The following is a 25,934-nucleotide window of genomic DNA, read 5'->3' on the forward strand; positions in this document are numbered from 1 at the left end:
CCTTAGACAGTTCCCGCCTCTTAAGGTGAAGGAATCGTCCCAGAATAAAAAATAGCATCTGGTACTACTTTTGTTTCTTAGAAAAAAAGGTTAAGTCCAGAGGCAAGTAGCTTTGGAGGAGGGAAGATTCTTTCCTTTCTTCTGTGCAATCGTGCGAAGACAGGCGGTTCAGCCGCGTGTCGGTTAGAACGGAATGTCGTGGCAGGGATACTCCCTGCCAGCATATGGACAAGGATTGGGAAGGGCGCATGCCGACCATCAACCAGTTGATCGCAAAGGGCCGGGAGCCGGCCGCGAAGCGGAACAAGGTTCCTGCTCTGCAGGGATGTCCGCAGAAGCGTGGTGTTTGCACACGTGTTTATACTGTAACGCCGAAAAAACCGAACTCCGCCCTGCGTAAGGTCGCCAAGGTGCGCCTGACCAACGGGTATGAGGTGGTGAGCTATATTCCTGGTGAAGGCCACAACCTTCAGGAGCATAGTGTCGTTCTTATCCGCGGTGGTCGCGTGAAGGATCTTCCCGGTGTGCGTTACCACATCCTTCGTGGTGTGTTGGATACGCAGGGTATCGCAAAACGCCGTCAGCGCCGTTCGCTGTATGGCGCCAAGCGGCCGAAATAAGGGGTATTTGGAATGAGTCGCCGTCATCGCGCTGTTAAGCGTGAGATCCTTCCCGATCCGAAATTCGGAGATGCCGTCATTACGCGTTTTATGAATGCGTTGATGTATGATGGTAAGAAATCTACTGCTGAGCGTATCGTTTATGGAGCACTGGAAGTGCTGCGTAAGCGTGGCGGGTCCTCTGCTGACCCTGTGGCAATGTTCCACTCAGCGCTGGATAACGTAAAGCCGGCTGTTGAGGTTCGTTCCCGCCGTGTTGGTGGTGCGACCTATCAGGTTCCGGTAGAGGTTCGTGCAGAACGCCGTCAGGCGCTGGCTATTCGCTGGCTGATTGAGGCGTCCCGCAAGCGTGGTGAGAACACCATGCAGGACCGTCTTTCCAATGAGTTGATGGACGCGGTGAATAACCGTGGTGCAGCCGTCAAGAAACGGGAAGACACGCACCGTATGGCTGAAGCCAACAAGGCATTCAGCCATTATCGCTGGTAATTTTACCAGTAGTAGGGCTTCTGGCCATTTCCTGGTTTCCAGAATGGCCAGCATGAAGTTTCAGTCATACCTCTGGCCCTTGCCGGGCCAAGGTTTTGGAGAGAGACGATGGCAAAGGCTAAATTTGAGCGTAATAAGCCGCATGTTAACATCGGCACGATTGGTCACGTTGACCATGGTAAGACCACGCTGACGGCTGCAATCACAAAGACACTGGCTGAGACCGGTGGTGCAACCTTCAGTGCCTACGACCAGATCGATAAGGCTCCTGAAGAGCGCGCTCGTGGTATTACGATTTCCACAGCTCACGTTGAGTACGAGACGGAAAACCGTCACTATGCTCACGTGGACTGCCCCGGCCACGCTGACTATGTGAAGAACATGATCACCGGTGCTGCCCAGATGGATGGTGCCATCCTGGTTGTGTCCGCTGCTGACGGCCCGATGCCGCAGACACGTGAGCACATCCTGCTGGCTCGTCAGGTCGGTGTGCCGGCTCTGGTTGTCTTCCTGAACAAGGTTGACCAGGTTGACGATCCGGAGCTGCTGGAGCTGGTGGAGATGGAAGTTCGTGAGCTTCTGTCCTCCTACGACTTCCCGGGCGATGATATCCCCATCGTCAAGGGTTCTGCTCTTGCCGTTCTGGAAGATGGCAACCCGGCACAGGGTAAGGAAGCTATCCTTGAGCTGATGAAGGCTGTTGACAGCTACATCCCGCAGCCGGAGCGTCCGGTTGACCGTCCGTTCCTGATGCCGATCGAAGACGTGTTCTCCATCTCCGGTCGTGGTACGGTTGTGACCGGCCGTGTCGAGCGTGGTGAAGTCAACGTTGGTGATGAAGTCGAGATCGTTGGTCTGCGTCCCACCGTCAAGACAACAGTAACGGGCGTTGAAATGTTCCGTAAGCTGCTGGATCGCGGTGAGGCTGGTGATAACATCGGTGCTCTGCTGCGTGGTACGAAGCGTGAAGATGTTGAGCGTGGTCAGGTTCTGGCAAAGCCGGGCACCATCACCCCGCACAGCAAGTTCAAGGCTGAGGCCTACATCCTGACGAAGGAAGAAGGTGGCCGTCATACACCGTTCTTCACCAACTATCGTCCGCAGTTCTACTTCCGTACAACGGACGTGACTGGTGTTGTGACTCTGCCGGAAGGCACCGAAATGGTGATGCCGGGTGATAACGCAACCATGGATGTCGAGCTGATCGCTCCGATCGCCATGGACGAAGGTCTCCGCTTCGCTATTCGTGAAGGTGGCCGTACAGTGGGTGCCGGCGTGGTGGCTTCCATCAGCGCCTAAGTCCCTGCTGGCTTTAGAATGTGGGGCCCCGGTCGAATTTTCTTCGGCCGGGGTTCCATTTCTGAAAGAAATGCAGTAGGACGGCATCCGGTTTATTAAGGATGAAGTGAAATCATGGACGACCAGAACATCCGCATTCGCCTTAAAGCGTATGATCATCGCGTGCTGGACAACAGCACGAAAGAGATCGTCAATACGGCGAAGCGTACGGGTGCGCGGGTTCGGGGTCCTATCCCCCTGCCGACGCATATTGCCCGGTTTACTGTGAATCGTTCACCGCATGTGGATAAGAAGAGCCGCGAACAGTTCGAAATGAGAACTCACCGTCGGCTGCTCGACATTGTCGAGCCGACCCCGCAGACCGTGGACGCCCTCATGAAGCTCGATCTCGCCGCTGGCGTAGATGTCGAGATTAAACTCTAAGGTCCAGACGATGCGTACCGGATTGATTGCAAAAAAGCTGGGGATGACCCGGCTCTTTAAAGAAGACGGCACACATGTGCCGGTGACGGTGCTGCACCTTGATAATGTCGAGGTTGTGGATGCCCGTACACAGGAGCGTGATGGCTACACGGCTATCCAGCTCGGTATGGGGGCTGCAAAGGCCAAGCACGTCACGAAAGCGAACCGTGGGCACTTTGCCCGTGTGAAGGTTGAGCCTAAGAAGAAACTGGCCGAGTTCCGTGTGGCAGAAGATGCCGTTCTGGAGCCGGGCACGAAGCTTTCTGCCGCCCATTTCGTGGTTGGTCAGAAGGTGGACGTCACAGGCCGGAGTAAGGGTAAAGGTTTTGCTGGTGTTATGAAGCGCCACAACTTTGCCGGGCTTGAAGCTACGCACGGTGTGTCCATCAGTCACCGTTCTCACGGCTCTACAGGTCAGCGCCAGGATCCTGGTAAGGTCTTTAAGGGCAAGAAGATGGCTGGTCACCTTGGTGACAAGCGTGTGACAACACAAAACCTCGAAATTGCTGCTGTGGATGAAGAGCGTAACCTGATTATGGTGCGCGGTGCTATCCCAGGTGCCAAGAACAGTGTTGTTCTGGTTCGCGATGCAATCAAGAAGGCCCGTAATGCGGACGCGCCATATCCGGCAGCGACCGTTGAGGCCGCCGGGTGAGGGATATGGAATACGATATCAAAACCCTCGAAAACGGGAGTGACGGCAAAGTCGCACTGCCGAAAGAGATTTTCGGGATTGTTCCCCGCAAGGACATCATGGCCCGCGTCGTGAACTGGCAGCTTGCCAAGCGTCGCGCTGGTACACACGCAACGCTGGGTAGGGGTGTCGTTTCGGGCACAACCAAGAAGCCCTATCGTCAGAAGGGAACAGGCTCCGCCCGTCAGGGTTCTTTGAGAGCGCCGCAGTTCCGTACTGGTGGTGTTGTTCATGGTCCTGTCGTGCGTGATCATGGCTTCGACCTTCCTAAGAAGGTGCGTCGTCTTGGCCTGCGTTCCGCTGTTTCTCAGAAGGCTGCCGATGGCAAGCTGATCATTCTGAAGGATCTGGCTGGCGTTGAGAAGACTCGTGAGGCTGCAGCTCGTCTGAAGGCACTTGGTTGCTCTTCTGCTCTGATCGTGGATCAGGTGGCAGATCAGCCGTTTGCTCGTGCGATTGCCAATCTGCCCAAGATTGATCTCCTGCCCACGATCGGGGCAAATGTTTATGATATTCTCAAGCATGACGTGCTGGTGATTACCCAAGCTGCTCTTGAGGGTCTCAAGGAGCGTCTGGCATGACAACGAAAACAGTTCTGAATGCACGTAAGGCGGCTGCTGGTCTGTCTCAGGAAGCTCTGTTTGATGTGCTGCGTGCACCGCTGATCACTGAAAAGGCAACCATGGCTTCTGAAAAGAACCAGGTTGTGTTCAAGGTGGCACTGGAAGCAACGAAGCCGCAGATCAAGGTCGCTGTTGAGAAGCTCTTCAATGTGAAGGTTGCTGGTGTCAGCACCCTGATCCAGAAGGGTAAGACAAAGCGCGTCAAAGGTCGTCCAGGTCGCCGTTCTGACATCAAGAAGGCGTATGTCCAGCTTGCTGAGGGTCAGTCCATTGACCTTACAGCGAAGCTTGGTTGAGGCGCGGGGTAAGATACCATGGCATTGAAGCACTTTAATCCCACGACACCAAGCACTCGTGGAACCGTGCTGATTGACCGGAGCGAGCTCTGGAAGGGCAAGCCCGTCAAGCAGCTTACGGAAGGTAAGAACAAGACTGGTGGTCGTAATAACTACGGGCGTACGACTGTGCGCTTCCGTGGTGGCGGGCACAAGCAGTCTTACCGTTATGTTGATTTTAAACGTCGCAAGTTCGATGTTGTCGGTACGGTTGAGCGTCTGGAATATGATCCAAACCGTACGGCCTTCATTGCACTGGTGCGTTATGAAGACGGTGAGCTGGCCTATATTCTGGCTCCGCAGCGTGTGAAGGCAGGTGACCGCGTGGTTGCCTCCCATCATGCTGACGTCCGTCCGGGTAATGCGATGCCGCTGGCCTCCATGCCGGTTGGTACGATCATCCATAACATCGAGCTGAAGCCCGGTGCTGGCGGCAAGCTTGCTCGTTCTGCTGGTAACTATGCCCAGCTCGTGGGTAAGGATGCTGGCTACGCACAGATCAAGCTGCAGTCCGGTGAGCTGCGCATCGTGCGCGCTGAGTGCATGGCAACTGTTGGTGCGGTTTCTAACCCAGACAACATGAACCAGCATTTCGGTAAAGCTGGTCGTCGCCGTTGGATGGGCCGTCGTCCGCATAACCGTGGTGTGGTCATGAACCCTGTTGACCATCCGCATGGTGGTGGTGAGGGACGTACCTCTGGTGGTCGTCATCCTGTCACACCGTGGGGTGTGCCGACCAAGGGCTACAAGACCCGTACCAACAAGAAGACGGACAGCCTGATTATCCGTCGTCGTAAAACCGGCAAGTAAGAGAGGGGCATAGAAGATGGCACGTTCCGTCTGGAAAGGCCCGTTCGTCGACGGGTATCTGTTTGGTAAGGCTGAGAAGGCTCGTGCATCGGGCCGGAATGAGGTGATCAAGATTTGGTCTCGTCGTTCCACCATCCTGCCGCAGTTCGTCGGGCTGACGTTCGGCGTCTATAATGGTCAGAAGTTCCTGCCTGTGCAGGTAACGGAGCATATGGTTGGTCATAAGTTCGGTGAGTTCTCACCCACCCGTACTTATACCGGTCACGGTTCCGATAAGAAGTCGAAGCGAGGCTGAGCATGAGTAAGCCTAAGCATATCCGTACCCTGGCTGATACAGAAGCGCAGGCTGTTGCCCGTAATATTCGTGTTAGCCCGCGTAAGCTGAATCTGGTTGCTGCTACGATCCGCAACCAGCCGGCTGATAAGGCCATTGCTGCACTGACGTTCTCACGTCGCCGCATTGCCCAGCAGGTCAAGAAGGCTCTTGAGAGTGCCGTGGCCAATGCAGAGAACAATCATCAGCTTGATGTTGACAAGCTGGTGGTGAAAACTGCTGAGGTCGGCAAGTCCATCGTGATGAAACGCTTCCATGCACGTGGCCGTGGCCGTTCTGCTCGTGTTGAGAAGTTTTTCAGCCACCTGAAGATTGTTGTTGCTGAGCGTGCCGAGGCTGAAGAAGCCCCTAAGGCCGGCAAGAACTCCAAAGAGCAGAAGGCAGCCTGATCTATGGGACATAAGGTTAATCCGATCGGGCTGCGGCTCGGTGTCAATCGTACGTGGGACAGTCGCTGGTATGCAGGCGGGGATTATGCCCGTCTGCTCCATGAAGACCTTAAGCTGCGTGCGTTCCTGCGTAAGAAGCTTTCTGGCGCCGGTGTTTCCCGTGTGGTTATTGAGCGCCCGGCCAAGAAGCCTCGCGTGACGATCTATGCGGCACGCCCTGGTGTCATTATTGGTAAGAAGGGGCAGGACATTGACGCTCTGCGCAAGACCCTTAGTGCCATGGCTAAGGCTGATGTCGCCCTGAATATTGTCGAGATCCGTAAGCCGGAAATCGATGCGACTCTGGTGGCTGACAACATCGCCCAGCAGCTGGAACGTCGTGTTGCTTTCCGTCGGGCTATGAAGCGCTCCATTCAGTCTGCTATGCGTCTGGGTGCCCAGGGTATCCGCGTGACCTGCAGCGGTCGTCTTGGTGGCGCTGAGATTGCTCGTGACGAGCAGTATCGCGAAGGTCGTGTACCGCTGCATACACTGCGTGCCGACATTGACTATGGGACTTCTACAGCGCACACCACTTACGGTTCCTGCGGCGTGAAGGTCTGGATCTTCAAAGGTGAGATCCTGGCTCACGATCCGATGGCTCAGGACCGTCGTGCTGCGGAGCAGGCTCCTCAGCGTTGAAGGGCGGGGGTTTATCCCCCGTTCTTTATCCGAGGTGCTTGATGTGAGGATAGAAAATCATGCTTTCTCCAAAGCGGACAAAGTTTCGTAAGGCCCACAAGGGCCGTATTCATGGGATGGCCAAGGGCGGTACGCAGCTGAATTTTGGTGCGTATGGTCTGAAGGCTCTGGAGCCGGAGCGTATTACAGCTCGCCAGATTGAGGCCTCCCGTCGTGCCATTACACGTGCCATGAAGCGTGCTGGTCGCGTCTGGATTCGGATTTTTCCGGACACTCCGGTCTCGACAAAGCCTGCAGAAGTGCGTATGGGTTCCGGTAAAGGTAACCCCGAGTATTGGGCAGCCCGCGTGAAGCCGGGCCGTATCCTCTTCGAAATCGAAGGGGTGCCACCGGAGGTTGCTCGCTTGGCCCTTAGCTTGGCTGCTGCAAAGCTGCCGATTAAGACCAAGTTCATTCAGCGTATCGGGGAGGCTTGAGAATGGCTGAGACGACCTATAAGGTTGCTGAGCTGCGCGCAAAGAGTGAGGATGAGCTCAAGGCTCTCCTGATCGATCTGAAGCGTGAGCAGATTAATCAGCGTTTCTCTGCGGCTACAGGCCAGTCCGAGAACACCAGCCGTGTTAAGATCGTGCGTCGTGCTGTCGCTCGTATCAAAACATTGCTGACCCAGTCGAAGAACCGTGCGGGCGCAAAAACGTCCGCCGCTAAGTCCTGAGAGGAGACGGACGATGCCAAGGCGCGTCCTGACAGGGCGAGTGACAAGCGATAAGATGGACAAGACGGTTACCGTTCTTGTTGATCGTCGTGTGATGCACCCGCTCTACAAGAAGTTTATCCGCCGTTCCAAAAAGTATGCAGCGCATGATGATGCCAATGCATGCAAGATTGGTGATGTGGTTCGCATCGTTGAGTGCGCACCTCTCTCCAAGCGTAAGACGTGGACGGTCATTTCCCGCAATGGAGTCGATGTTGCTGAGGCAGCTTCGTCTTCCGTCGGCGCATAAGGGGGTAGACATATGATTCATCCCGAGACCAACCTTGACGTAGCTGACAACTCCGGCGCACGTCGGGTGCAGTGCATTAAGGTGCTGGGTGGTTCCAAGAGGAAGACCGCCTCGGTCGGCGACATCATTGTCGTATCCGTCAAGGAAGCAATTCCCCGCGGTAAGGTGAAGAAGGGTGATGTCCATCAGGCCGTCATCGTTCGCACATCTTATCCGGTGCGCCGTGCTGATGGCTCTGCCATCCGCTTCGATCGGAACGCTGCTGTCCTGCTGAATAAACAGCAGGAGCCGATTGGTACGCGTATCTTTGGCCCGGTTGTTCGTGAGCTGCGTGCCCGCAAGTTCATGAAGATCATCTCCCTGGCTCCGGAGGTGCTGTAATGGCTGCACGTATCAAAAAAGGTGATCAGGTTCTGGTCCTGACAGGACGCTCCCGCGGTGTGCGTGGGGAAGTTCTTTCTGTCCTGCCGAAGGTGGAGAAGGCTGTTGTGCGTGGTGTGGCTGTTGCCAAGCGCCATACAAAGCCGAACCGCATGGGCGAGGGTGGCGGTATCATCGAGCGTGAGATGCCGATTCATCTGTCCAATCTGAAGCTGATCGACCCGAAGAGTGGTAAACCGACTCGTGTTGGTTTCCGTGTTCTGGAAGATGGTCGCAAGGTTCGTGTCGCCAAGGTGACCGGCGAAGTGATCGAAGGCTGAGGAGCGAACGATGAGCGATAACAAGAATGCCGTTCTGCCCCGTCTGCAGCAGGAATATCAGGACAAGCTCCGCGCTAAGCTGCGTGAGCAGTTTGGGTATAAGAGCGACATGCAGATTCCCAAGCTCGAGAAGATTGTCTTGAACATGGGTGTCGGTGAAGCTGCTGCTGATCAGAAAAAGCTGGATGCTGCTGTTGAAGAAATGGCTCTGATCTCTGGTCAGAAGCCTGTCAAGACTGTGGCACGTAAGGCTGTTGCGGGTTTCCGTATTCGTGAAGGACTGCCGATCGGTTGTAAGGTAACGCTGCGTAAGGCTCGTATGTACGAGTTCTTGGATCGTCTGGTGACGATTGCTATGCCGCGTATCCGTGACTTCCGCGGTCTTCCGGCGAACAAGGGCTTTGATGGTCGTGGCAATTTTGCCATGGGTCTGAAAGAGCAGATTGTGTTCCCGGAAATTGATTATGACAGAGTTGATGCTATCCGTGGTATGGACATCATCTTTGTGACAACGGCAAAGACAGATGAAGAAGCCAAGGCTCTTCTGAAGGCATTTGATCTGCCGTTCGTGTCCTGAGCGACAATTTTTCGTATCAATCACGGAAAAGTGGACTTTCCCCCTTCACATGAGGGGGGAGTTTCCGTTACAAGTCCGGTGATTGGAAAACCGTCGGGATAGGCCTGACAGGTTCCGGGAGAAGATTCGAGATGGCGAAAGTCTCTGCGGTGAACCGTAATAATCGTCGTGCTGCCATGGCGCAGCGTGACCATGAAAAGCGGACCGCTCTCAAAAATACTATCAAGAACCGCTCTCTCTCCATGGAGGAGCGCTTCGAAGCGACACTGAAACTGGCCAAGCTGCCGCGCAATGGGTCTCAGACTCGCGTGCGTCTGCGTTGCAAACTGACTGGTCGTCCCCGTGGGAACTACCGTAAGTTTGAGCTGTGCCGTATTGCTTTGCGTGACCTTGCTTCTACGGGGCAGATCCCCGGCATGGTCAAGTCCAGCTGGTAAAAGGGTAGTCTGAATGTCTATGTCTGATCCTTTGGGTGATATGCTCACCCGGGTCCGTAACGCTCAGCGTGCCCGCCATGCTGCCTGCGTTGCTCCGGCGTCCAAATTGCGTGCAAGTGTTCTTGAAGCACTGAAGCGCGAAGGATATATCCGCGGTTACACAACCGAGGAAGTCCGTAAGGGCATTTCCCAGTTCCGCATCGAGCTGAAGTATGCTGATGGCCAGCCTGTGATCCGCGAGATTCATCGTGTATCCCGTCCAGGTCGCCGTGTGTACTCCAAAATTAAAGAGCTGCCCCGTGTTTATGCTGGTCTGGGTGTTTCCATCCTTTCCACGCCGCGTGGTGTTCTTTCAGACGTTGAGGCTCGGGCTGCCAATGTTGGTGGCGAGATCCTCTGCCGCGTCTTCTAAGGAGGGAATATGTCTCGCGTAGGTAAGTATCCTATTGACCTCCCCGCAGGCGTGGAAGCAGCTGTTAAAGACGGTATGTTCTGCGTTAAGGGTAAACGCGGTGAACTGAGTGTGCCGGTGTCTTCTCATGTTGATGTGAAGATTGCCGATGGCAAGGTTACCGTGTCTCCACTGGGTGGTCGTACCAATAAGAGCTGGACGATGTGGGGGACATCCCGTGCGGTGTTCGCCAACATGATCAAGGGTGTTTCTGAGGGCTTCCAGAAAGGGCTTGAGATTCAGGGTACGGGTTTCCGTGCTGCTGTTCAGGGCTCCAATCTGGTCATGAACCTTGGTTTCTCTCATGATGTGGTCTACCCGATCCCGTCTGATGTGAAAATCACGACCCCCCGTCCGACAGCCATTCTGGTTGAAGGTAACGACAAGCAGCGCGTTGGTCAGGTGGCTCTGGATATCCGCAGCTTCCGTAAGCCTGAGCCCTATAAGGGTAAAGGTGTCCGTTATGAGACCGAAGTTCTGCGTCAGAAAGAAGGTAAGAAGAAGTAATGGCATCGCTGCAAGGATTGCAGGAACGCCGCCGCAAGCGGCTGCGTTTCCAGCTTCGTCGCAAGAGCGGCGGCCGGCCGCGTTTGTCGGTCTTCCGTTCCAGCAAGAATATCCATGTCCAGGTCATCGACGATGCCCGTGGCATTACGCTGGCCAGCGCCTCTACGCTTGAGAAGACTGTTCGTGAAGCCGGTAAGACGGGTGCGGACATCGCAGCAGCTACTGTTATCGGTAAGCTGGTGGCTGAGCGCGCTGTTAAGGCTGGGGTCAAGGAAGTCGTGTTCGACCGTGGCTCCTATCTCTATCATGGCCGGGTGAAAGCCCTGGCAGAGGCTGCCCGTGAGGGCGGGCTGTCTTTCTAAGGAGGATCACACATGGCACGTGAGCCAAGAGAAGGCGGCCGTGGTGGTCGTGAGCGCGAGCAGGGTGATGAGCTGGTTGATAAGCTGGTAACCATCAACCGTGTCGCCAAAGTTGTTAAGGGTGGTCGGCGTTTTGCCTTCGCTGCTCTGGTCGTCGTGGGCGATCAGAAGGGCCGCGTTGGTTACGGCGCTGGTAAGGCCCGTGAGGTGCCGGAAGCCATTCGTAAGGCAACCGAGCGTGCTCGCCGCAACATGATCCGTGTGCCGATGAAAGAGGGTCGTACTCTGCATCATGATGCAGTGGGCCACTTTGGTGCTGGTGAAGTTGTTGTGCGTGCAGCTGAGGCTGGTACGGGGATCATCGCTGGTGGTCCGATCCGCGCTGTCTTCGAGAGCCTGGGCATCAGTGACGTTGTCGCTAAGAGCCTTGGAACCCGGAACCCGCATAACATGATTAAAGCTGCTTTTAACGCCCTTGAGCGTGCAAGTAGCCCGCGTCAGGTTGCGGCTCGCCGTGGCAAGAAGACATTCGAGCTGTTCGGACGTCGTGAGCAGTCAGAGACGGAGGCTGCCAATGTCTGAGACAAAAGGCAAGACAATCCGGGTGACGCAGATCGCTTCTGTGATCGGTTCCAAACCGGGTCAGGCGGAAACGGTAAAGGGGCTGGGCCTTCGTGGCATCGGCTCCAGCCGTGAGCTGGAAGATACCTCTTCTGTCCGTGGCATGATCCGCAAGGTGTCCCACCTGGTGAAGGTGGAGGGTTGATATGAACCTGAATGAATTGCGTGATAACGCCGGGGCTCGCTATCGCAAGAAGCGTCTCGGTCGTGGTATCGGTTCCGGGAAGGGTAAGACCTCCGGGAAGGGTCACAAAGGTCAGAAGGCACGCTCCGGTGTGTCCATCAATGGCTTTGAGGGTGGTCAGCTGCCGATTTATCGCCGTATGCCGAAGCGTGGCTTCGTCAACATTTTCCGTAAGGAATATGCTGCGGTCAATATCGGTGCAGTGAGCAAGGCTCTGGAAGCTGGTAAGCTTTCTGCTTCTGCTCCTGTGACAGAAGAAGCACTCTACCAGGCAGGTCTGGTCGGTAGCCGTAAGGTTGCTGGTGTGCGTCTTCTGGCAAAGGGTGAACTGTCTCAGGGTGTGAACTTTGAGGTCTCTGGTGCTTCTGCTGCTGCTGTGGCTGCAGTGGAAAAAGCCGGTGGCTCTGTGAAGGTTCTTGCTGTGAAAAAGGATGCTCAGGCTGAAGCTTGAGCCTGTCCTGCCCGGCTTGCTGGGACGATGGTGAACTAGTGAACAGCGTCCCGTACTATGTGCGGCGACGCTGTTTTCATGAAAGGACGGGGAGATGGCTTCTGCCGCAGAACAGCTGGCCGGTAACCTGAATATGGGTGCCTTTGCGAAGGCGACGGAGCTGAAAAAACGGATCTGGTTTACGCTAGGTGCGTTGATTGTTTATCGACTGGGAACGTTCATCCCGGTTCCGGGTATTGATGCCTCCGTGCTGGGACAGCTTGTCGGGGAACATCAGGGCGGTATCCTGGGCATGTTTGACATGTTCACGGGCGGTGCTTTGGGGCGCATGACGATTTTTGCCCTTAACATCATGCCCTATATCAGTGCCTCCATCATTATCCAGCTTCTTTCTACGGCGCTCCCTTCGATGGAAGCCTTGAAGAAAGAAGGGGAAAGTGGGCGGAAAAAGCTGAACCAGTATACCCGTTATCTGACGGTTCTGATTGCCATTGTGCAGGCCTATGGTTTTGCCATGGGGCTGAGCAGCCTGCATACCAATGCGGGGCTGAGTGCGGTCATCTCACCGGGGCCGAGTTTCCTCGTCTCTTACGTTGTGATGCTGGTAACAGGCACATTGTTTTTGATGTGGCTAGGTGAGCAGATTACCTCGCGCGGGATTGGTAACGGGATTTCCCTGATTATTTTCTCGGGTATCGTAGCTAATCTGCCTCACGCTTTGGGCAGCCTGCTGGAGTTGGGGCGTACTGGTGCATTGTCCCCGATTTTTGTAGTGGTCTTTCTGCTGCTGGCGCTTCTGGTTATTGCCTTCATTGTGTTTATGGAGCAGGCACAGCGGCGTGTTGTGATCCAGTATCCTAAGCGGCAGGTTGGTAACCGTATCTACGGCGGTGATTCCACACATATGCCGTTGAAGGTTAATACTGCGGGCGTCATTCCGCCAATCTTTGCGTCATCAGTGTTGCTGGTGCCGGCGACGCTTTCTGGATTCATGCATAATAATAGTGGATTCTTGGGGCATATTGGGCAGTGGCTCTCTCAAGGGCAGCCGCTCTATATGGCGTTTTATGCCCTTATGATCGTCTTTTTCTCCTATTTTTATGCAGCTGTGACCTTCAACCCTGAAGAAACGGCTGAAAATCTGAGAAAGCAGGGCGGTTTCGTGCCGGGTATTCGTCCGGGTGCCAATACGGCCCGTTATTTTGACCGGATTCTTTCAAGGCTGACGACCATTGGTGCTGCTTATATGGTTTTGGTCTGTCTGCTGCCGCAGTTCCTGATCAATAAATATAACGTGCCGTTCTATTTTGGCGGAACCAGCTTGATCATTATCGTTTCAGTGACGATTGATACGGTTACGCAGGTACAGTCCCATCTGGTGGCGCATCAGTACCAGGGGCTAATCCGCAAGCAGCGTGGTCGTAAAGGCGCACGTGGCCGGGCCGGTAAGGAAAGAAGGAACTTACGGTGAATATTATTCTTCTTGGTCCGCCTGGTGCGGGTAAGGGAACACAGGCCAAGCGGCTTGAGGCCAACCGTGGCATGAAGCAGATCTCCACAGGGGATATGCTGCGTGCCGAGGTGAAGGCAGAGACGCCGATTGGTCGTGAGGTCAAAGAGCTGATGGCAAAGGGACATTTTGTCCCCGATCCGATCATTGTTCAGATGATCGAGAACCGCATTGCCCAGCCTGACTGTGGGGAGGGTGTTATCCTTGATGGCTTCCCCCGGACTGAAAGCCAGGCTGAGGTCTTGGATTCCATGCTGAAGGAGCAGGGATTGAAGATTGATGCGGTCATTCTTCTTGATGTTGATGAGGAAGCGTTGGTGAAGCGTCTTTCGGAGCGTCAGCATGAAGATGGTTCCCGGCGTGCTGATGATCATCCAGAGGTGATCCATGCTCGTCTGGAGGTGTATCGGAAGCAGACAGCTCCCATTCTACCCTATTATGAGCAGAATGGTCGCTTGAAGCGTATTGATGGCATGCAGGATGTTGAAGCAGTCGGGAAGGCAATTGATGCCTTTCTTGATCAGATCGCTTCCTGAATGAATGAGTTGATCACGGAAAAGTGATCTTTATGGTTTGACTTGTCTGGCAGGGCAGTATATTCGCCCAGCATGAGATGAACGTGCGGCCCTAGCAATGGGGGCGGAATCGTTCTGGGGACCGACGCCGGTGAGCGGCCATGGTCCGGTCAGACAAAGATTTTTGTAAACACGGCCGTGAGCCGTGTGGATGGGAGAATTGGCGTGGCACGTATTGCCGGCGTAAACATTCCGACCAACAAACGGGTGGTCATCGGTCTGCGCTATGTTTATGGCATTGGTCCGTCGAGCGCACAGGCTATCTGTGAGAAGCTCGGCATCGACAATGCCAAGCGCGTGAATGAGCTGTCTGATGATGAGGTGACGAAGATCCGTGACCTGATCGACAGCGATTATCGTGTGGAAGGTGATCTCCGTCGTGAGACGGCGATGAACATCAAGCGTCTGATGGACCTTGGCTGCTATCGTGGCCTGCGTCATCGTCGTGGTCTGCCGGTTCGTGGTCAGCGTACGCATACCAACGCCCGTACTCGTAAGGGTAAGGCTGTTGCCATTGCAGGTAAGAAGAAAGCAACACGCTAATAGGCGCTGCTTCTTTCACGCTATCGCAGATTTAGTAGGACAAGCATATTATGGCCAAAGCTGCCGCACCGCGTATCCGTAAGAAGGAACGTAAAAACATCATTTCTGGTGTTGCTCACGTTCTTTCCACCTTCAACAACACGATGATTACGATTGCTGATGCCCAGGGCAATGCCATCGCATGGTCTTCTTCTGGCGCACAGGGCTTTAAGGGCTCACGTAAGTCCACTCCGTATGCCGCACAGGTGGCTGCTGAGGATGCGGGTCGTAAGGCTCGTGAGCACGGCATGGAGACACTGGAGATCGAAGTTTCCGGTCCTGGTTCAGGGCGTGAGAGCGCACTGCGTGCCCTTCAAGCTGTCGGGTTCACGATCACATCTATCCGCGACATGACACCGGTGCCGCATAACGGCTGCCGTCCGCGCAAGCGTCGCCGCGTCTAATCTAGACGCAAAAATCTGGTAGGTCTGGCTGTCACGAATGGATGGTGCAGCCAGATTAACCTTGGTGAGTTCGTACCGCACGACATGTGCGGGCCTGGCACCGCCATCCTATGGCGGGCTTCGTTGTTTGAAAGGCCATGATCTTGGTTCTCCAGAAAAATTGGCAGTCTCTCATCAAACCGGAGAAGCTTGAAGTCGAGCCCGGCCCGGTTCCCTCCCGCATGGCAACCATTGTTGCAGAACCGCTGGAACGCGGTTTTGGTCTTACAATGGGCAATGCTCTGCGCCGTATTCTTCTTTCCTCCCTTCAGGGTGCTGCCGTTACGGCCATCCAGATTGACGGGGTCCTGCATGAGTTCTCGTCTGTGGCGGGAGTGCGTGAGGATGTGACCGACATCGTACTTAACGTTAAGCAGCTTGCTTTGCGTATGCATGGTGAAGGGCCGAAGCGTATGGTTCTCACGGCTACAGGGCCGGGAGAAGTGAAGGCTGGGCAGATTCAGACGGGCCATGATATCGAGATCATGAATCCGGAACTGGTGATCTGTACGCTTGACGATGATGTCAAGCTTGGCATGGAATTCACGGTGAACATGGGTAAGGGATATGTCCCTGCTTCTGCTAACCGTCCGGATGATGCGCCAATCGGTCTGATCCCCATTGATGCGATTTATTCACCTGTGCAGCGTGTCTCTTATAAGGTGGAGCCGACCCGTGTGGGGCAGGTCACCGACTATGACAAGCTGCTGCTGAGTGTCGAGACAAACGGAGTCGTGACTCCGGAAGACGCACTGGCACTGGCTGCTCGCATCATGCAGGATCAGCTTCAGCTCTTCATCAACTTTGATGAGCCGCGTCCGGTTCAGAATGAAGAGCCGCAGGATGATCTGCCGTTCAGCCGTCACCTTCTGCGTAAGGTGGATGAGCTTGAGCTTTCCGTGCGTAGTGCAAACTGCCTGAAGAACGACAATATCGTGTATATTGGCGATCTCGTGCAGAAGAGCGAGCAGGAAATGCTGCGGACTCCGAATTTTGGTCGTAAGTCGCTGAATGAGATCAAGGAAGTGCTCACAGGCATGGGGCTTTCGCTGGGGATGAATGTCCCGGCTTGGCCGCCGGAGAGCATTGAGGATCTGGCCCGGCGTCTCGACGAGACATTCTAAGAACCCCGGCTGGGAAGTTCGGGTAGAAGGATTAGGGAAACAACATGCGTCATAATCTGAGCGGACGTAAACTTGGCGTCACCTCCACTCATCGCGCTGCGATGTTCCGCAACATGGCTGTTGCGCTCATCAAGCATGAGCAGATCTCCACGACTCTGCCGAAAGCTAAAGAGCTGCGTCCGGTTGTTGAGAAGCTGATTACGCTGGCAAAGCGTGGCACACTGCACGCACGCCGTCAGGCTTTTGCACAGCTGCGTGACGATGCCATCGTCAGCAAGCTCTTCTCCGAGCTGAGCCAGCGTTATGCGAGCCGTGCAGGCGGCTACAGCCGCGTGCTGAAGGCTGGCGTGCGTTATGGTGATAACGCTGACATGGCTGTGATCGAGCTGCTCGACCGTAATGTCGAAGCCAAAGGCAAAGATAGTGGTGCTGTTCAGAAAGAAGAACAGGAAGCTGCTTGAGCTTTTTCTCCAATAGGAGAATAAAGGAAAGGTCGGTGCCATTAGGCATCGGCCTTTTTTCACGGGGTAAGAGTACCCGATAGAAAAGCAGGTAATGCCATGAGTTCTAATCTGAAAGACGTAAGCCGCCCGATTCTGGGTTTGGTACAGGACGTAATTGAGGATCTGGTAATGGACCATCCTTGGGGATGGGCTGGATTTGCTTTTTTTGTAGGGACATTTCTGGGTCGAAAGAAGAAGTCATGTCAGGGGCGGCAGGCTTCCTGAAGACACCGGGCTATTCTGCCTCGGAAAAAGGCACCTCTCTTCCAGAAGGAAGAGGGTGCTTTTTTTATGAAATCAGTTTTTGTCTTTCTGAATGAAGCTGGGCAGGAAAGGATTGTCCGTCTGAAGGGAATCTTTGCTGGGGAGTTGGTTGGTATCCCAGCCGCCGCCGATATCTGTGATGAGGCGAATAACACTGTTGAGCCGCTGTTGCTGGATCTGTAGGCGGGATTCTTCATATTGCAGGGCTGTCTGCTGCGCCGTGATGACGGTGGTATAAATTTGTGTTCCGGCCAGATACTCGTTCATGGAGACCTCTACGGCCCGCTGTGCGCTCTCGACAGCCTGATTCTGGTAGGTCATTTGGTCGCCGAGATAATGCAGGTTGGAGAGTTGATCTTCTGTATCCTGGAGGGCCTTTAGGACGACCTGCCTGTAATTGGCAACGGCATTGTCGTAGTCGGCTTCGGCCTCCCGAACGGCGGCAGAGCGTGCCCCTCCGTTAAAGAGTGTCTCACTGGCGGCTGCCCCGAGGGACCATGTGCGCGTGGCGAGCTGGATCAGATGTTGGATGGGGTTGCCGCTATAGCCGTAACTGGCAGAAATGCTGATCTGTGGATAGAATGCTCCGATCTCATAACCGATTTCAGCATTATAGCCTTCCATTTCCCGCTCTGCTTGGGCGACATCCGGGCGTCTCTGCAATAGGTCTGATGGCAGAAATTGAGGAATGGGTGGAAGGGTGAAGGGTAGTGGGGCGTGTGCGATGGTTAGATCGGCCGGAGGACGGCCGATCAGCACGGCAATGGCATGTTCATACTGAGCACGTGCCACATGGGCGTTGGACAAGCTGGCCTGAGTTGATTCTAGCTGATATTTGGCCTGCAACACGCTCGTAGGGTCGGCGACACCGGCCGCTAGCTGATTGCTGAGAATTTCAAGATTGTGCTGATATAGGCCAACATTGCGTGTAAACAGGTCGATCAGACTGTCCTGATAACGCAGGTTCATATAATCGGTGGCGAGTTCCAGTTGGTAGGAGAGCCGCATGTTGGCCAGCAGGGCCGCACTGGATTGTGTCGAGCTAACCTGCTGTTCAATTTGCCGACGGATCATACCCCAGACGTCAATTGTCCAGCTGGCATTGGGCCCCATAGTCCACGTGTTGGTCGTGTTGACAAAGGTGTGTGGGTCCGCATTTAGGCCGCTGATGGTTCTGCCACCGCTGGAGTTACGGTTAAAACCAAATTTGCCGTTTAGGGTTGGGAAAAGGCTGGCCCGTACGGAGTCAATCATGGCCCGTGCTTTGCGGTACTGTGCTTCGTACTGCTTCAGGCTTTGATTGGAGCGACTGACTTCCCCTTCAAGCTGGTTCAACGTTGGATCGTTGAACACGGTCCACCAATCGCCTTTGGGCATGTTGCTCATGGTGGGGTTGGCTTTTATCCAGCCTTTTGGAGGTGGTGCTTCCTTGAAGTGTGCTGAAATGATCGCTTTTGGCCGGTGGTAATTCGGCCCGACCATACACCCCCCTAGAGTGGCGAGTAGGCCGGTTGTCAGAACAGCAGAACGCAAGGCACGAAAAGGAAACGACATGAAAATCCGGTTATGATGATGGAGACGGCAATCTGTTATCTGAGGGGGCGTTATATCAGATGAAGGCACATTCATGAGCATTATTACTTTTTTAGAATAAGGCATATCAGTGGGCTAAGGAGGGGCGGGTAGGTGCTAGCGGTATCATGTGGGGAAAGAAAGGCAGGATGTGATGTTTTTGTGCGGCCAAGCTATTTCCTGTCTGTGCCGCTTACAGCAGGGGCTTTTTGTCAGAAATGGATTATATGGAAAGGCTCTAAATATACGCTCATATGTGGGTACCTGTTTTGTATGAACAAACCTGTCGGCACCCACATGGAGCTGTAATCTTTTACGATTTCTTCAGATATTCATGTTTAATAGATTCATTCTGAATGTCGTTCAGGCAATAATTGATATAGAATGCATTGAACAGGAATGTGTAGAACCCGTTCATTTTGTAGGGAAAACCAAGCTCCTTCAAGCAATAGAGCTCTATTTTAGTCTTTGCTTGGAAGGCCCAGTATATAGCCATTCCAGAGAAGGCAATGGAGCATAGAAGTGATACGACACTGTCATCGTCAGCACCTGTGCCAAGGTTGGAGCCGAGGAATAAGATATAAAATGCCACGCATACGAACATGATATATTTGAATCTGTCGGAAGCAATTCTCTCTCCCGAGAATGAGTGAATCAGATCATTCATGACGGAAATTCTATAGGCGAAGAATATATTTAACGTAAAAATATTAAGTAATATAAACTTTGCTGTTCCAAGGTTGTTACTCTTTTTTATTTCTTCAGGAAGCATGTCCATTCTCTCGCACAAGGTTGACTTCAAGTGACGGTACTATGTTGTCCTGTCTTAATCCAGCTTTATGATTTGGTATTGCTCACTATATTTTTTTTGAGGACGGACTGTTTTACCTTGTGGCTTAGTCGGTCAAGCGAGAGATAAACAACTGGGGTCGTATAGAGGGTCAGAAGCTGGCTGAGGCATAGTCCCCCTAGAATAGATAGGCCGAGTGGTTGGCGCATTTCGCTGCCATAATCATTGCCAATTAGCAGAGGAACGGCACCCAGAGCCGCCGCAAAGGTTGTCATAAGAATAGGGCGGAAGCGCAGATGGCTGGCTGTCAGAATGGCTTCTTGTGCGCCTTTGCCATGATGCCGAGCATGGATGGCAAAGTCGATAAGCATGATGGCGTTCTTTTTTACGATGCCGATGAGCAGGATGACGCCGATTAGTGTCAGAAGCGAGAAAGGTTGCCCGAAAAAACCAACAGCCAGTAATGCCCCTACACCGGCAGAAGGTAGCGTGGAAAGGATGGTCAGCGGGTGGATCAGGCTCTCATAGAGGATACCCAGCACGACATAAACGGCAACCAGTGCTGCAAGGATCAGTAGGGGTTCCCGGCTAACGGATTTTTTGAGGCTGGCAGCATTGCCGGTAAAGCCGCCTTGTATGTCGTTGGGGAGGTGGAGCTGAACCATGGCCTGCTCCACAGCCTGAATGGCAGGCCCTAACGTGGCACCCGGTGCAAGGTTGAAGGATATGGTCGTAGCGACAAACTGCCCCTGATGGTTAACGGACAGAGGTGCATTGACATCCCGTAAGGGGCCGAGCAGCGGCAGGGGCACCATGGTCTCGCTGCTAGTCGTCACTGCGGACCCACTGGAGGCTGACTTCCCCCCGGCGAGCGCATTGGCCACGGAGTTCATGTAAGAAAGTTGGCTTTGCGAAAGAGAGGTGGACGTTTTGTTAGCCCGTACGCGGATGTTGTTGGAGGCATAGGCCCCGTTGGCTGTGCCCCCCGTAATGCTGACGCGCATCTGCGCTAAAAAGTCTGGGTCAGACCAGAAAACGGGGGCTGCCTCCATGATGACACGATATTGGTTTAGAGGCTCATAGATGACGGAGGCCGCTCGCTGGCCGAAGGCATCATACAGGGCGTTGCTAACAAGCTGGGGGGTGATGTTGTAGCGGGCTTCCGTGTCCCGAGTAATGGCCAGTGTGATACCACGGCCGCCTTGTTCCATGTCGGAGGTGACATCAGTCAGCATGGGTAGGTGAGAGAGAGCCTCTACAACCCGTGGTGTCCATTGGTACAGTTCTTCGGCAGAATCCCCTTGCAGGCTGTATTGATAGGCACCATCGGTCGAGCGAGCCCCTCCGCCGATCATGCTGGGCAGACGCAGCCGGATGGAAAAGTCCGCCTTGCGGTGGAAGATGTGGTTGAGCCGGTTGATTGTGACGGAAATATCGTCCGTGCGTTCAGCTTTGGGTTTCAGCGTGACAAACAGGTTCACAGAGTTGGCGGAGCGTTTCCCGGGACCGCCGATAACGCTGACAACGTCGGGGTCCTTTGCCAATCTTTTTTCTACCTTGATGGTCAGAGCCTGAAGAGCATGGAAGGAAATGTCCTGATCGGCCACTAACCGCCCCATGAGCATACTTTCATCCTGTTGAGGGAATAGCTCTTTGGGGAGGGTGGTGAAGAGCCAGCCCGCAAAAATAAGGCTGAGAGGTAAGGAGAGCAGCACAGGCACCGGGTGGCGCATGACTACCCGGAGAGAGCGCATATAGCCCACCGTTAGCTTGTGGAAGCCTGTGTCCAGTTTTTGCCCGCACCAGCTCAGACTACGGCGGAGAGAGCCTGCATTGGGTCGGTTGTTTCCCTCAAGGGATAGCAGCAGGGCACTAAGCATAGGGGTCAGGCTGAGAGACAGCATCATGGAAACGCAGAGCGCCAGAATGATCGTCACGGCAAATTCATGGAAGAACAGGCCAGACACGCCATCCATAAGCAGGATAGGCACGAACACCACGACCAGAGAGAGCGTGATGGAAATCACGGTGAATACGACTTCCCCGGCGCCATCTATGGCGGCTTGTTGTGCTGTTTTGCCCATTTCCCGGTGACGGGTAATATTCTCCAGCACGACAATAGCATCATCCACCACAAAGCCGGTGACGATGGTCAACGCCATGAGTGACATGGTGTCTAGCTGATACCCCAGAAGCTCCATCAAGGCGAAGGTGGTGATGATAGAGGCAGGCACAACGATAGCGGGGATGAGGACAGACACACCGTCCCGCAGGAAGAGTAGCACCACGAACACGACCAAAATGACGGACAGGATGAGCGTGCGCTGTGTGTCGGCCAGAGAGGCCCGGATGGTGATGGAGCGGTCTAATTGGATATCTAAATGTGTATTGCCCGGAAGGGCCGCCTGTAGCATGGGTAGGCGGGCTTTCAGCCCATCAGTGGTCCTGATGATATTGGCCCCGCTTTGAGGATAGACGGTGCAGATGATATCTGGCTCTCCGTTGACATACCCTGCCTGACGGAGGTCTTCTGCACTGTCCACGACCTCTGCCACATCGGAGAGGCGGACAGGCTGGCCATTGCGGTAGGCGATGATGAGGGATCGGTACGCACTTGCCTTCGTGGCTTGGTCATTCGTGGCGAGGATGAGGCGTTTGCCCCGAATTTCGATAAAGCCTTTGGGCGTGTGAGCATTGGCGGATGTGAGGGCCGCTCGGATATCTTCAAAACCGATGCCATAGCGGAAGAGCCGTAGAGGGTTGATCTCCACCCGCACAGCTGGCAGGGCGCTACCGTGAATGTCCACATTGCCAACCCCTTCGACCTGACTAAGGCCGGGCATGATGACGTTGTTGGCAAAATCATAGAGCTGCTGGGGCGTGCGTGTGGATGAAGTCAGCGAGAGAACCATGATGGGCGGCCCGTTTGCATTGGCCTTCATATAGCTGGGGTCGCTGCGCAGGGTAGTGGGCAGGTCCTGTCGAGCCGCCCTGAGGGCAGACTGAACATCTCTGGCCGCACCATCGATGTCTCGTGAAAGATCAAATTGAAGAAGGATTCTGGTCTGGTTAACGGTAGATTGGGAGGTGATCTCCCTAATCCCGGCAATGGCCCCAAGATGACGTTCCAGTGGCTCGGCAACTGTGCTGGCAATTTCGGAAGGGGAGCCACCCGGTTGGTTGGCAATGACCATAACAACCGGGAAATCAACGTCCGGAAGGTTAGAGACAGGCAGGTTCACATAGCCGATGCAGCCCGCCAAAAACATGGCCAGCGTCATGAGGATGGTCCCGACCGGTCGGGTGACGAAGAGGCGTATAAGCGTCACGGCGTATCAGCAGGCAGGCCGTTTCTGTCAGGACGGTTCTGGAAAAGACGTTTCACCTTCTGGCTGCATGTATTCATGAAAAGATAAATGACGGGCGTGGTGAACAGAGTCAGAAGCTGCGACAGCATAAGCCCAAAAACGATGGCCACACCGAGCGGGCGGCGCAGCTCCGCCCCTGTTCCTACGCTCAGCAGGAGAGGTAATGCCCCGAACAGGGCAGCGAGGGTTGTCATGAGAATAGGGCGGAACCGTAGCAGGGCAGCCTGACGGATGGCTTGGATAGGGGGCAAGCCATCCTGACGCTCGGCCTGAAGGGCAAAGTCGATCATCATGATAGCGTTTTTCTTCACAATGCCGATCAATAGCACAATGCCGATGATACCCATGATGTCCAGCGGCATACCGAACATATACAGCCCGAGGAGGGCCCCAATAGCTGCGGAGGGTAGGGTCGAGAGGATCGTCACAGGATGGATGAAACTCTCATACAGAACACCCAGCACGATATAAACAGCCACAACAGCGGCAATAACCAGCCCCAGCTCATTCGTCAGAGAGTTTTGAAAGGCCGCCGCTGTACCCTGAAAGGCCGTCTGGAAGGTAGCAGGCAGGCCGATTTTCTCACGGATATGTTCAATGGCCGTGGTGGCCTCGCCCAGAGCATGGTGCGGTGCGACATTAAAGGAGATGGTCGTGGCCGGGAACTGCCCGTAATGGGTAATGAGCAACGGAGAGACCATGCGGGAGAGGGTCGTGACCTGAAGCAGAGGAACAAGGCCTGATGTAGGTTGTCGGCTAGGGCCGGTCGTGCTGCCGCCCGCCTCGGAGGATATGCCGGGTAGGTAGAGCTGGGAGAGGCTACTCTCATGCGTTTGGAAGCGTGGATCAGCTTCCAGAATCACACGGTATTGGTTGGACTGTGTGTAGATAGTGGAAATCTGACGCTGGCCGAAACTGTCATAAAGAAGGTTATCGACCGTCTGCGGTGTGATGGAATAGCGGGCACCGTTGGTTCGGTCCAGCGTGAGCATGGCTGTCAGCCCGTCCGCCTGAAGGTCCGAAGTGACACCACCTAGTGAGGGTTCATGCTTCAGCGCATCGAGAAAGCGGGGTACCCAGAGCGAGAAATCACTATAATCGGGCGTTTCTAGCAAGAACTGATACTGCATGGCCGAAACGGAGGATTCCAGTGAAAGGTCCTGCACGGGCTGGGTGTAGAGATGAACCCCCGGGAGGGATGTGGCGGCTTTTTCTAGTCGGGCCTGTATTCCAGCCAGAGAGTCTTCCCGTTCTTCTTTCGGCTTAAGATTGATGAGAAAGCGGCCGGAATTGAGCGTCATATTCTGGCCATCAATGCCGATGAAGGAGGATAGGCTGACAATATCCGGGTCTTGAAGGAGGAGAGCCCCCAGTTCGGCTTGTTTTTTCTGCATCCCCTCAAAGGAGATATTTGCTGGCATGACAGAAATGGCCTGAATGACCCCCGTATCCTGTGGCGGAAAAAAGCCTTTGGGGATGGACCATGCCAAAAGACATGTAATGATGAGGCTGCCCACCGTTGTCAGCAATGTTAGAGGTTGATGCTGGAAGACGATATTTAGCGCGCGGTCATAGCGGCCGATGGCCCATTCCATCATCTGATTCGTTCGTCGGGCGAAGAGGGCTAGACGGCCTTCCCGGTGGGTTGGGCCTTCTTCATCCAGCCTATGCTCGCTCAGCATGCGAGCGCACATCATGGGAACGAGCGTGATGGAGACGAGGGCCGATATGGTGATGGTGATGGCCAGCGTCATGGCGAATTCATGAAAGAGACGGCCCACGACATCGCTCATAAAGAGTAGTGGAATGAGAACAGCAATGAGCGACACAGTCAGGGAAATGATGGTGAAGCCAATTTCCTTTGCCCCCTTTAGGGCTGCGCTATAGCGGTCTTCTCCGGCCTCTACGAAGCGGGAAATATTTTCAATCACCACAATGGCATCATCTACTACGAAGCCAGAAGCAATGGTGAGGGACATAAGGGATAGATTATCCAGCGAGAAACCCATCATGTACATCGCCGACAGGGTGCCGATCAGTGAGAGCGGAACGGAGAGGCCGGGAATGATGGTGGCCGGTATATTGCAGAGGAAGACGAAGATAACACCCACCACAAGGAGCATGGCGAGGACAAGCTCGAACCCTACATCATTAACGGAAGCCCGGATGGTGGTAGTGCGATCGGTCAGTGGAATGATGTCGATGCCCGGCGGGAGGTCCTGTTTCAGGCGGGGTAGAATGGTCCGTACATTATCCGCCACGGCAATGACATTAGCCCCGGGCTGACGTTGGATATTGAGGATGAGAGCGGGCGTCTTGTTAGCCCATGCAGCAAGCTGACTGTTTTCTGCACCTTCTACAACACGTCCGACATCCCGTAGGCGGATCGGTCCGTTGTTCTGATAGGCGATAATTTGATCCATAAGTTGCTGGACGGACTGAATCTGCCCATCAATCCGCAGAGACGTGGCGTGCTGTGGTCCATCGAACGTCCCGGTTGGGGAGTTGACGTTTACGGTACCGATGATGGTTCGGACTGTATCTAGGGCGATGCCGTAAGAGGTGAGCTTGGGAACATTGATCTGGACCCGATAGGCCTTGCGGTTACCGCCAGAGAGTGTCACCAGCCCCACACCGGAGATCTGACTGATCTTCTGGACCAGCCGTGTATTGACGTAATCTTCCACCTCCGGCAGCGGCATGATGCGGGAGGTGATGCCTAATGTCATGACCGGTGTATCGGCCGGATTAACCTTGGCATAGATGGGTGGAGCGGGGAGGTCGCTGGGTAATAGCGAGCCAACATTGTTGATGGCGGCCTGCACTTCCTGTTCGGCAATATCTATCTTCATATTCAGGCCGAAACGCAGCGTGATGACTGAGGCCCCGCCAGAAGATTGTGATGTCATCTGGTCCAAGCCGGCCATCTGGCCTAGCTGGGTCTCTAGCGGAGCGGTAATAGATGTGCTCATCACGTCCGGGCTGGCACCGGGGTAGAAGGTGGAGACCGTGATGGTAGGATATTCCACTTCCGGTAGGGCCGAGATGGGCAGGAAGTGATAGCCCAGCAGACCAGCCAGCAGAATGGCCAGCATGAGCAGGCTGGTGGCAACGGGGCGTTCGATGAAGAGACGTGAAGGATTCACAGGCTCGTACTTCCAGTCGGCGGGCA

The 25,934-nt window shown here is 54.5% G+C and carries 34 protein-coding genes; 31 read left to right on the forward strand and 3 right to left on the reverse strand.

The annotated features are described in order from the left end of the window. The first annotated feature begins 248 nt into the window (after nt 1-248). The 31 genes from rpsL (at nt 249) to AL01_RS09385 (ending at nt 16,993) form a co-directional block, all read left to right on the forward strand. Complete coding sequence (gene rpsL, locus AL01_RS04380) at nt 249-620, forward strand: 30S ribosomal protein S12 (RefSeq protein ID WP_023979007.1); 372 nt, start codon at nt 249-251, stop codon at nt 618-620. 12 nt (nt 621-632) lie between these two features. Beyond that, complete coding sequence (gene rpsG, locus AL01_RS04385) at nt 633-1,109, forward strand: 30S ribosomal protein S7 (protein WP_043557827.1); 477 nt, start codon at nt 633-635, stop codon at nt 1,107-1,109. A gap of 108 nt (nt 1,110-1,217) precedes the next feature. Beyond that, a complete protein-coding gene (tuf, locus tag AL01_RS04390) occupies nt 1,218-2,408 on the forward strand; it encodes an elongation factor Tu (RefSeq protein ID WP_077396229.1) in 1,191 nt (396 codons plus the stop codon). A gap of 114 nt (nt 2,409-2,522) precedes the next feature. After that, nucleotides 2,523-2,831: a 30S ribosomal protein S10 gene (gene rpsJ, locus AL01_RS04395; RefSeq protein WP_018980179.1), complete on the forward strand. Its 309-nt coding sequence runs from the start codon at nt 2,523-2,525 to the stop codon at nt 2,829-2,831. Between the two features lie 10 nt (nt 2,832-2,841). After that, complete coding sequence (rplC, locus tag AL01_RS04400; RefSeq protein WP_077396230.1) at nt 2,842-3,525, forward strand: 50S ribosomal protein L3; 684 nt, start codon at nt 2,842-2,844, stop codon at nt 3,523-3,525. Nucleotides 3,526-3,530: 5 nt separating this feature from the next. Then, complete coding sequence (gene rplD, locus AL01_RS04405; RefSeq protein WP_077396231.1) at nt 3,531-4,145, forward strand: 50S ribosomal protein L4; 615 nt, start codon at nt 3,531-3,533, stop codon at nt 4,143-4,145. A gap of 41 nt (nt 4,146-4,186) precedes the next feature. Then, nucleotides 4,187-4,483: a 50S ribosomal protein L23 gene (locus tag AL01_RS04410; protein WP_181005181.1), complete on the forward strand. Its 297-nt coding sequence runs from the start codon at nt 4,187-4,189 to the stop codon at nt 4,481-4,483. Nucleotides 4,484-4,501: 18 nt separating this feature from the next. Next, the gene (rplB, locus tag AL01_RS04415; protein WP_077396232.1) at nt 4,502-5,332 is read left to right on the forward strand and encodes a 50S ribosomal protein L2; all 831 of its coding nucleotides are present in this window, start codon (nt 4,502-4,504) and stop codon (nt 5,330-5,332) included. Nucleotides 5,333-5,348: 16 nt separating this feature from the next. Next, nucleotides 5,349-5,627 carry a 30S ribosomal protein S19 gene (rpsS, locus tag AL01_RS04420; RefSeq protein WP_043557836.1) on the forward strand — a complete coding sequence of 93 codons (279 nt, stop codon included), beginning with the start codon at nt 5,349-5,351 and terminating at the stop codon, nt 5,625-5,627. Nucleotides 5,628-5,629: 2 nt separating this feature from the next. Next, nucleotides 5,630-6,055, forward strand: coding sequence for a 50S ribosomal protein L22 (rplV, locus tag AL01_RS04425; RefSeq protein WP_077396233.1), 426 nt, complete (start codon nt 5,630-5,632; stop codon nt 6,053-6,055). A 3-nt stretch (nt 6,056-6,058) separates the two neighbouring features. Continuing rightward, a complete protein-coding gene (gene rpsC, locus AL01_RS04430; RefSeq protein ID WP_077396234.1) occupies nt 6,059-6,736 on the forward strand; it encodes a 30S ribosomal protein S3 in 678 nt (225 codons plus the stop codon). 59 nt (nt 6,737-6,795) lie between these two features. Continuing rightward, the gene (rplP, locus tag AL01_RS04435) at nt 6,796-7,212 is read left to right on the forward strand and encodes a 50S ribosomal protein L16 (RefSeq protein WP_043557840.1); all 417 of its coding nucleotides are present in this window, start codon (nt 6,796-6,798) and stop codon (nt 7,210-7,212) included. Between the two features lie 2 nt (nt 7,213-7,214). After that, the gene (rpmC, locus tag AL01_RS04440) at nt 7,215-7,451 is read left to right on the forward strand and encodes a 50S ribosomal protein L29 (RefSeq protein WP_077396235.1); all 237 of its coding nucleotides are present in this window, start codon (nt 7,215-7,217) and stop codon (nt 7,449-7,451) included. A gap of 13 nt (nt 7,452-7,464) precedes the next feature. Next, nucleotides 7,465-7,740, forward strand: coding sequence for a 30S ribosomal protein S17 (rpsQ, locus tag AL01_RS04445; RefSeq protein ID WP_077396236.1), 276 nt, complete (start codon nt 7,465-7,467; stop codon nt 7,738-7,740). 12 nt (nt 7,741-7,752) lie between these two features. Then, complete coding sequence (gene rplN / locus AL01_RS04450) at nt 7,753-8,121, forward strand: 50S ribosomal protein L14 (RefSeq protein ID WP_043557844.1); 369 nt, start codon at nt 7,753-7,755, stop codon at nt 8,119-8,121. After that, entirely contained in the window at nt 8,121-8,441 is a 321-nt protein-coding gene (rplX, locus tag AL01_RS04455) for a 50S ribosomal protein L24 (protein ID WP_077396237.1), read from the forward strand. Before rplN ends, rplX begins: the two co-directional genes overlap by 1 nt. A gap of 10 nt (nt 8,442-8,451) precedes the next feature. Next, complete coding sequence (gene rplE / locus AL01_RS04460; RefSeq protein ID WP_077396238.1) at nt 8,452-9,018, forward strand: 50S ribosomal protein L5; 567 nt, start codon at nt 8,452-8,454, stop codon at nt 9,016-9,018. A gap of 131 nt (nt 9,019-9,149) precedes the next feature. Next, nucleotides 9,150-9,455: a 30S ribosomal protein S14 gene (rpsN, locus tag AL01_RS04465; protein WP_077396239.1), complete on the forward strand. Its 306-nt coding sequence runs from the start codon at nt 9,150-9,152 to the stop codon at nt 9,453-9,455. Between the two features lie 13 nt (nt 9,456-9,468). Further along, complete coding sequence (rpsH, locus tag AL01_RS04470; protein WP_077396240.1) at nt 9,469-9,867, forward strand: 30S ribosomal protein S8; 399 nt, start codon at nt 9,469-9,471, stop codon at nt 9,865-9,867. Nucleotides 9,868-9,876: 9 nt separating this feature from the next. After that, nucleotides 9,877-10,413, forward strand: coding sequence for a 50S ribosomal protein L6 (gene rplF, locus AL01_RS04475; protein ID WP_077396241.1), 537 nt, complete (start codon nt 9,877-9,879; stop codon nt 10,411-10,413). Further along, nucleotides 10,413-10,775, forward strand: coding sequence for a 50S ribosomal protein L18 (rplR, locus tag AL01_RS04480; RefSeq protein ID WP_077396242.1), 363 nt, complete (start codon nt 10,413-10,415; stop codon nt 10,773-10,775). Before rplF ends, rplR begins: the two co-directional genes overlap by 1 nt. Before the next feature lie 12 nt (nt 10,776-10,787). Beyond that, a complete protein-coding gene (gene rpsE, locus AL01_RS04485) occupies nt 10,788-11,357 on the forward strand; it encodes a 30S ribosomal protein S5 (protein ID WP_043557855.1) in 570 nt (189 codons plus the stop codon). Continuing rightward, a complete protein-coding gene (rpmD, locus tag AL01_RS04490) occupies nt 11,350-11,541 on the forward strand; it encodes a 50S ribosomal protein L30 (protein WP_077396243.1) in 192 nt (63 codons plus the stop codon). The genes rpsE and rpmD overlap by 8 nt, the downstream gene beginning before the upstream one ends. 1 nt (nt 11,542) lies before the next feature. Continuing rightward, entirely contained in the window at nt 11,543-12,031 is a 489-nt protein-coding gene (gene rplO, locus AL01_RS04495; RefSeq protein WP_077396244.1) for a 50S ribosomal protein L15, read from the forward strand. Nucleotides 12,032-12,125: 94 nt separating this feature from the next. Then, the gene (secY, locus tag AL01_RS04500) at nt 12,126-13,502 is read left to right on the forward strand and encodes a preprotein translocase subunit SecY (protein WP_077396245.1); all 1,377 of its coding nucleotides are present in this window, start codon (nt 12,126-12,128) and stop codon (nt 13,500-13,502) included. Further along, nucleotides 13,499-14,077 carry an adenylate kinase gene (locus AL01_RS04505; protein ID WP_077396246.1) on the forward strand — a complete coding sequence of 193 codons (579 nt, stop codon included), beginning with the start codon at nt 13,499-13,501 and terminating at the stop codon, nt 14,075-14,077. The genes secY and AL01_RS04505 overlap by 4 nt, the downstream gene beginning before the upstream one ends. A gap of 204 nt (nt 14,078-14,281) precedes the next feature. Beyond that, a complete protein-coding gene (rpsM, locus tag AL01_RS04510) occupies nt 14,282-14,659 on the forward strand; it encodes a 30S ribosomal protein S13 (RefSeq protein WP_043558318.1) in 378 nt (125 codons plus the stop codon). A 50-nt stretch (nt 14,660-14,709) separates the two neighbouring features. Continuing rightward, on the forward strand, nt 14,710-15,102 hold the full coding sequence (gene rpsK, locus AL01_RS04515) for a 30S ribosomal protein S11 (RefSeq protein ID WP_043557862.1): 393 nt from the start codon (nt 14,710-14,712) through the stop codon (nt 15,100-15,102). 143 nt (nt 15,103-15,245) lie between these two features. Next, nucleotides 15,246-16,265, forward strand: coding sequence for a DNA-directed RNA polymerase subunit alpha (locus AL01_RS04520; protein ID WP_043558320.1), 1,020 nt, complete (start codon nt 15,246-15,248; stop codon nt 16,263-16,265). A 44-nt stretch (nt 16,266-16,309) separates the two neighbouring features. Beyond that, nucleotides 16,310-16,726 (forward strand): 50S ribosomal protein L17, encoded by a 417-nt coding sequence (gene rplQ, locus AL01_RS04525; protein WP_077396247.1) that lies wholly within the window; start codon nt 16,310-16,312, stop codon nt 16,724-16,726. Between the two features lie 99 nt (nt 16,727-16,825). Further along, nucleotides 16,826-16,993 (forward strand): hypothetical protein, encoded by a 168-nt coding sequence (locus tag AL01_RS09385; protein ID WP_158075930.1) that lies wholly within the window; start codon nt 16,826-16,828, stop codon nt 16,991-16,993. A 72-nt stretch (nt 16,994-17,065) separates the two neighbouring features. On the opposite strand, the gene AL01_RS04530 is transcribed toward AL01_RS09385, so the two are convergent. The 3 genes from AL01_RS04530 to AL01_RS04545 all read right to left on the reverse strand — a co-directional run bounded on the left by AL01_RS04530 (nt 17,066) and on the right by AL01_RS04545 (nt 25,908). After that, nucleotides 17,066-18,586 carry an efflux transporter outer membrane subunit gene (locus tag AL01_RS04530; protein ID WP_077396351.1) on the reverse strand — a complete coding sequence of 507 codons (1,521 nt, stop codon included), beginning with the start codon at nt 18,584-18,586 and terminating at the stop codon, nt 17,066-17,068. 855 nt (nt 18,587-19,441) lie between these two features. Next, a complete protein-coding gene (locus AL01_RS04540) occupies nt 19,442-22,723 on the reverse strand; it encodes an efflux RND transporter permease subunit (protein WP_077396249.1) in 3,282 nt (1,093 codons plus the stop codon). Beyond that, complete coding sequence (locus AL01_RS04545; RefSeq protein ID WP_077396352.1) at nt 22,720-25,908, reverse strand: efflux RND transporter permease subunit; 3,189 nt, start codon at nt 25,906-25,908, stop codon at nt 22,720-22,722. The genes AL01_RS04540 and AL01_RS04545 overlap by 4 nt, the downstream gene beginning before the upstream one ends. Nucleotides 25,909-25,934 lie beyond the last annotated feature (26 nt).

The sequence above is a fragment of the Bombella intestini genome, from assembly GCF_002003665.1.
Taxonomy (GTDB): domain Bacteria; phylum Pseudomonadota; class Alphaproteobacteria; order Acetobacterales; family Acetobacteraceae; genus Bombella; species Bombella intestini.

Excerpts from the sequence above, each read along its gene's own strand:
- rplQ (WP_077396247.1), top strand. The coding sequence starts at position 16,310 with ATGCGTCATAATCTGAGCGGACGTAAACTTGGCGTCACCTCCACTCAT.
- rpsE (WP_043557855.1), top strand. The coding sequence starts at position 10,788 with ATGGCACGTGAGCCAAGAGAAGGCGGCCGTGGTGGTCGTGAGCGCGAG.
- rpsH (WP_077396240.1), top strand. The coding sequence starts at position 9,469 with ATGTCTATGTCTGATCCTTTGGGTGATATGCTCACCCGGGTCCGTAAC.
- rplX (WP_077396237.1), top strand. The coding sequence starts at position 8,121 with ATGGCTGCACGTATCAAAAAAGGTGATCAGGTTCTGGTCCTGACAGGA.
- rplO (WP_077396244.1), top strand. The coding sequence starts at position 11,543 with ATGAACCTGAATGAATTGCGTGATAACGCCGGGGCTCGCTATCGCAAG.
- rplN (WP_043557844.1), top strand. The coding sequence starts at position 7,753 with ATGATTCATCCCGAGACCAACCTTGACGTAGCTGACAACTCCGGCGCA.
- AL01_RS09385 (WP_158075930.1), top strand. The coding sequence starts at position 16,826 with ATGAGTTCTAATCTGAAAGACGTAAGCCGCCCGATTCTGGGTTTGGTA.
- rplD (WP_077396231.1), top strand. The coding sequence starts at position 3,531 with ATGGAATACGATATCAAAACCCTCGAAAACGGGAGTGACGGCAAAGTC.
- rpmC (WP_077396235.1), top strand. The coding sequence starts at position 7,215 with ATGGCTGAGACGACCTATAAGGTTGCTGAGCTGCGCGCAAAGAGTGAG.
- tuf (WP_077396229.1), top strand. The coding sequence starts at position 1,218 with ATGGCAAAGGCTAAATTTGAGCGTAATAAGCCGCATGTTAACATCGGC.
- rpsJ (WP_018980179.1), top strand. The coding sequence starts at position 2,523 with ATGGACGACCAGAACATCCGCATTCGCCTTAAAGCGTATGATCATCGC.
- rplF (WP_077396241.1), top strand. The coding sequence starts at position 9,877 with ATGTCTCGCGTAGGTAAGTATCCTATTGACCTCCCCGCAGGCGTGGAA.
- rpsK (WP_043557862.1), top strand. The coding sequence starts at position 14,710 with ATGGCCAAAGCTGCCGCACCGCGTATCCGTAAGAAGGAACGTAAAAAC.
- rplB (WP_077396232.1), top strand. The coding sequence starts at position 4,502 with ATGGCATTGAAGCACTTTAATCCCACGACACCAAGCACTCGTGGAACC.
- rpsN (WP_077396239.1), top strand. The coding sequence starts at position 9,150 with ATGGCGAAAGTCTCTGCGGTGAACCGTAATAATCGTCGTGCTGCCATG.
- rpsL (WP_023979007.1), top strand. The coding sequence starts at position 249 with ATGCCGACCATCAACCAGTTGATCGCAAAGGGCCGGGAGCCGGCCGCG.
- AL01_RS04530 (WP_077396351.1), bottom strand. The coding sequence starts at position 18,586 with ATGTCGTTTCCTTTTCGTGCCTTGCGTTCTGCTGTTCTGACAACCGGC.
- rpsC (WP_077396234.1), top strand. The coding sequence starts at position 6,059 with ATGGGACATAAGGTTAATCCGATCGGGCTGCGGCTCGGTGTCAATCGT.
- secY (WP_077396245.1), top strand. The coding sequence starts at position 12,126 with ATGGCTTCTGCCGCAGAACAGCTGGCCGGTAACCTGAATATGGGTGCC.
- rplR (WP_077396242.1), top strand. The coding sequence starts at position 10,413 with ATGGCATCGCTGCAAGGATTGCAGGAACGCCGCCGCAAGCGGCTGCGT.
- rpmD (WP_077396243.1), top strand. The coding sequence starts at position 11,350 with ATGTCTGAGACAAAAGGCAAGACAATCCGGGTGACGCAGATCGCTTCT.
- rpsS (WP_043557836.1), top strand. The coding sequence starts at position 5,349 with ATGGCACGTTCCGTCTGGAAAGGCCCGTTCGTCGACGGGTATCTGTTT.
- rplC (WP_077396230.1), top strand. The coding sequence starts at position 2,842 with ATGCGTACCGGATTGATTGCAAAAAAGCTGGGGATGACCCGGCTCTTT.
- rpsG (WP_043557827.1), top strand. The coding sequence starts at position 633 with ATGAGTCGCCGTCATCGCGCTGTTAAGCGTGAGATCCTTCCCGATCCG.
- rplP (WP_043557840.1), top strand. The coding sequence starts at position 6,796 with ATGCTTTCTCCAAAGCGGACAAAGTTTCGTAAGGCCCACAAGGGCCGT.
- rpsQ (WP_077396236.1), top strand. The coding sequence starts at position 7,465 with ATGCCAAGGCGCGTCCTGACAGGGCGAGTGACAAGCGATAAGATGGAC.
- rplE (WP_077396238.1), top strand. The coding sequence starts at position 8,452 with ATGAGCGATAACAAGAATGCCGTTCTGCCCCGTCTGCAGCAGGAATAT.
- rplV (WP_077396233.1), top strand. The coding sequence starts at position 5,630 with ATGAGTAAGCCTAAGCATATCCGTACCCTGGCTGATACAGAAGCGCAG.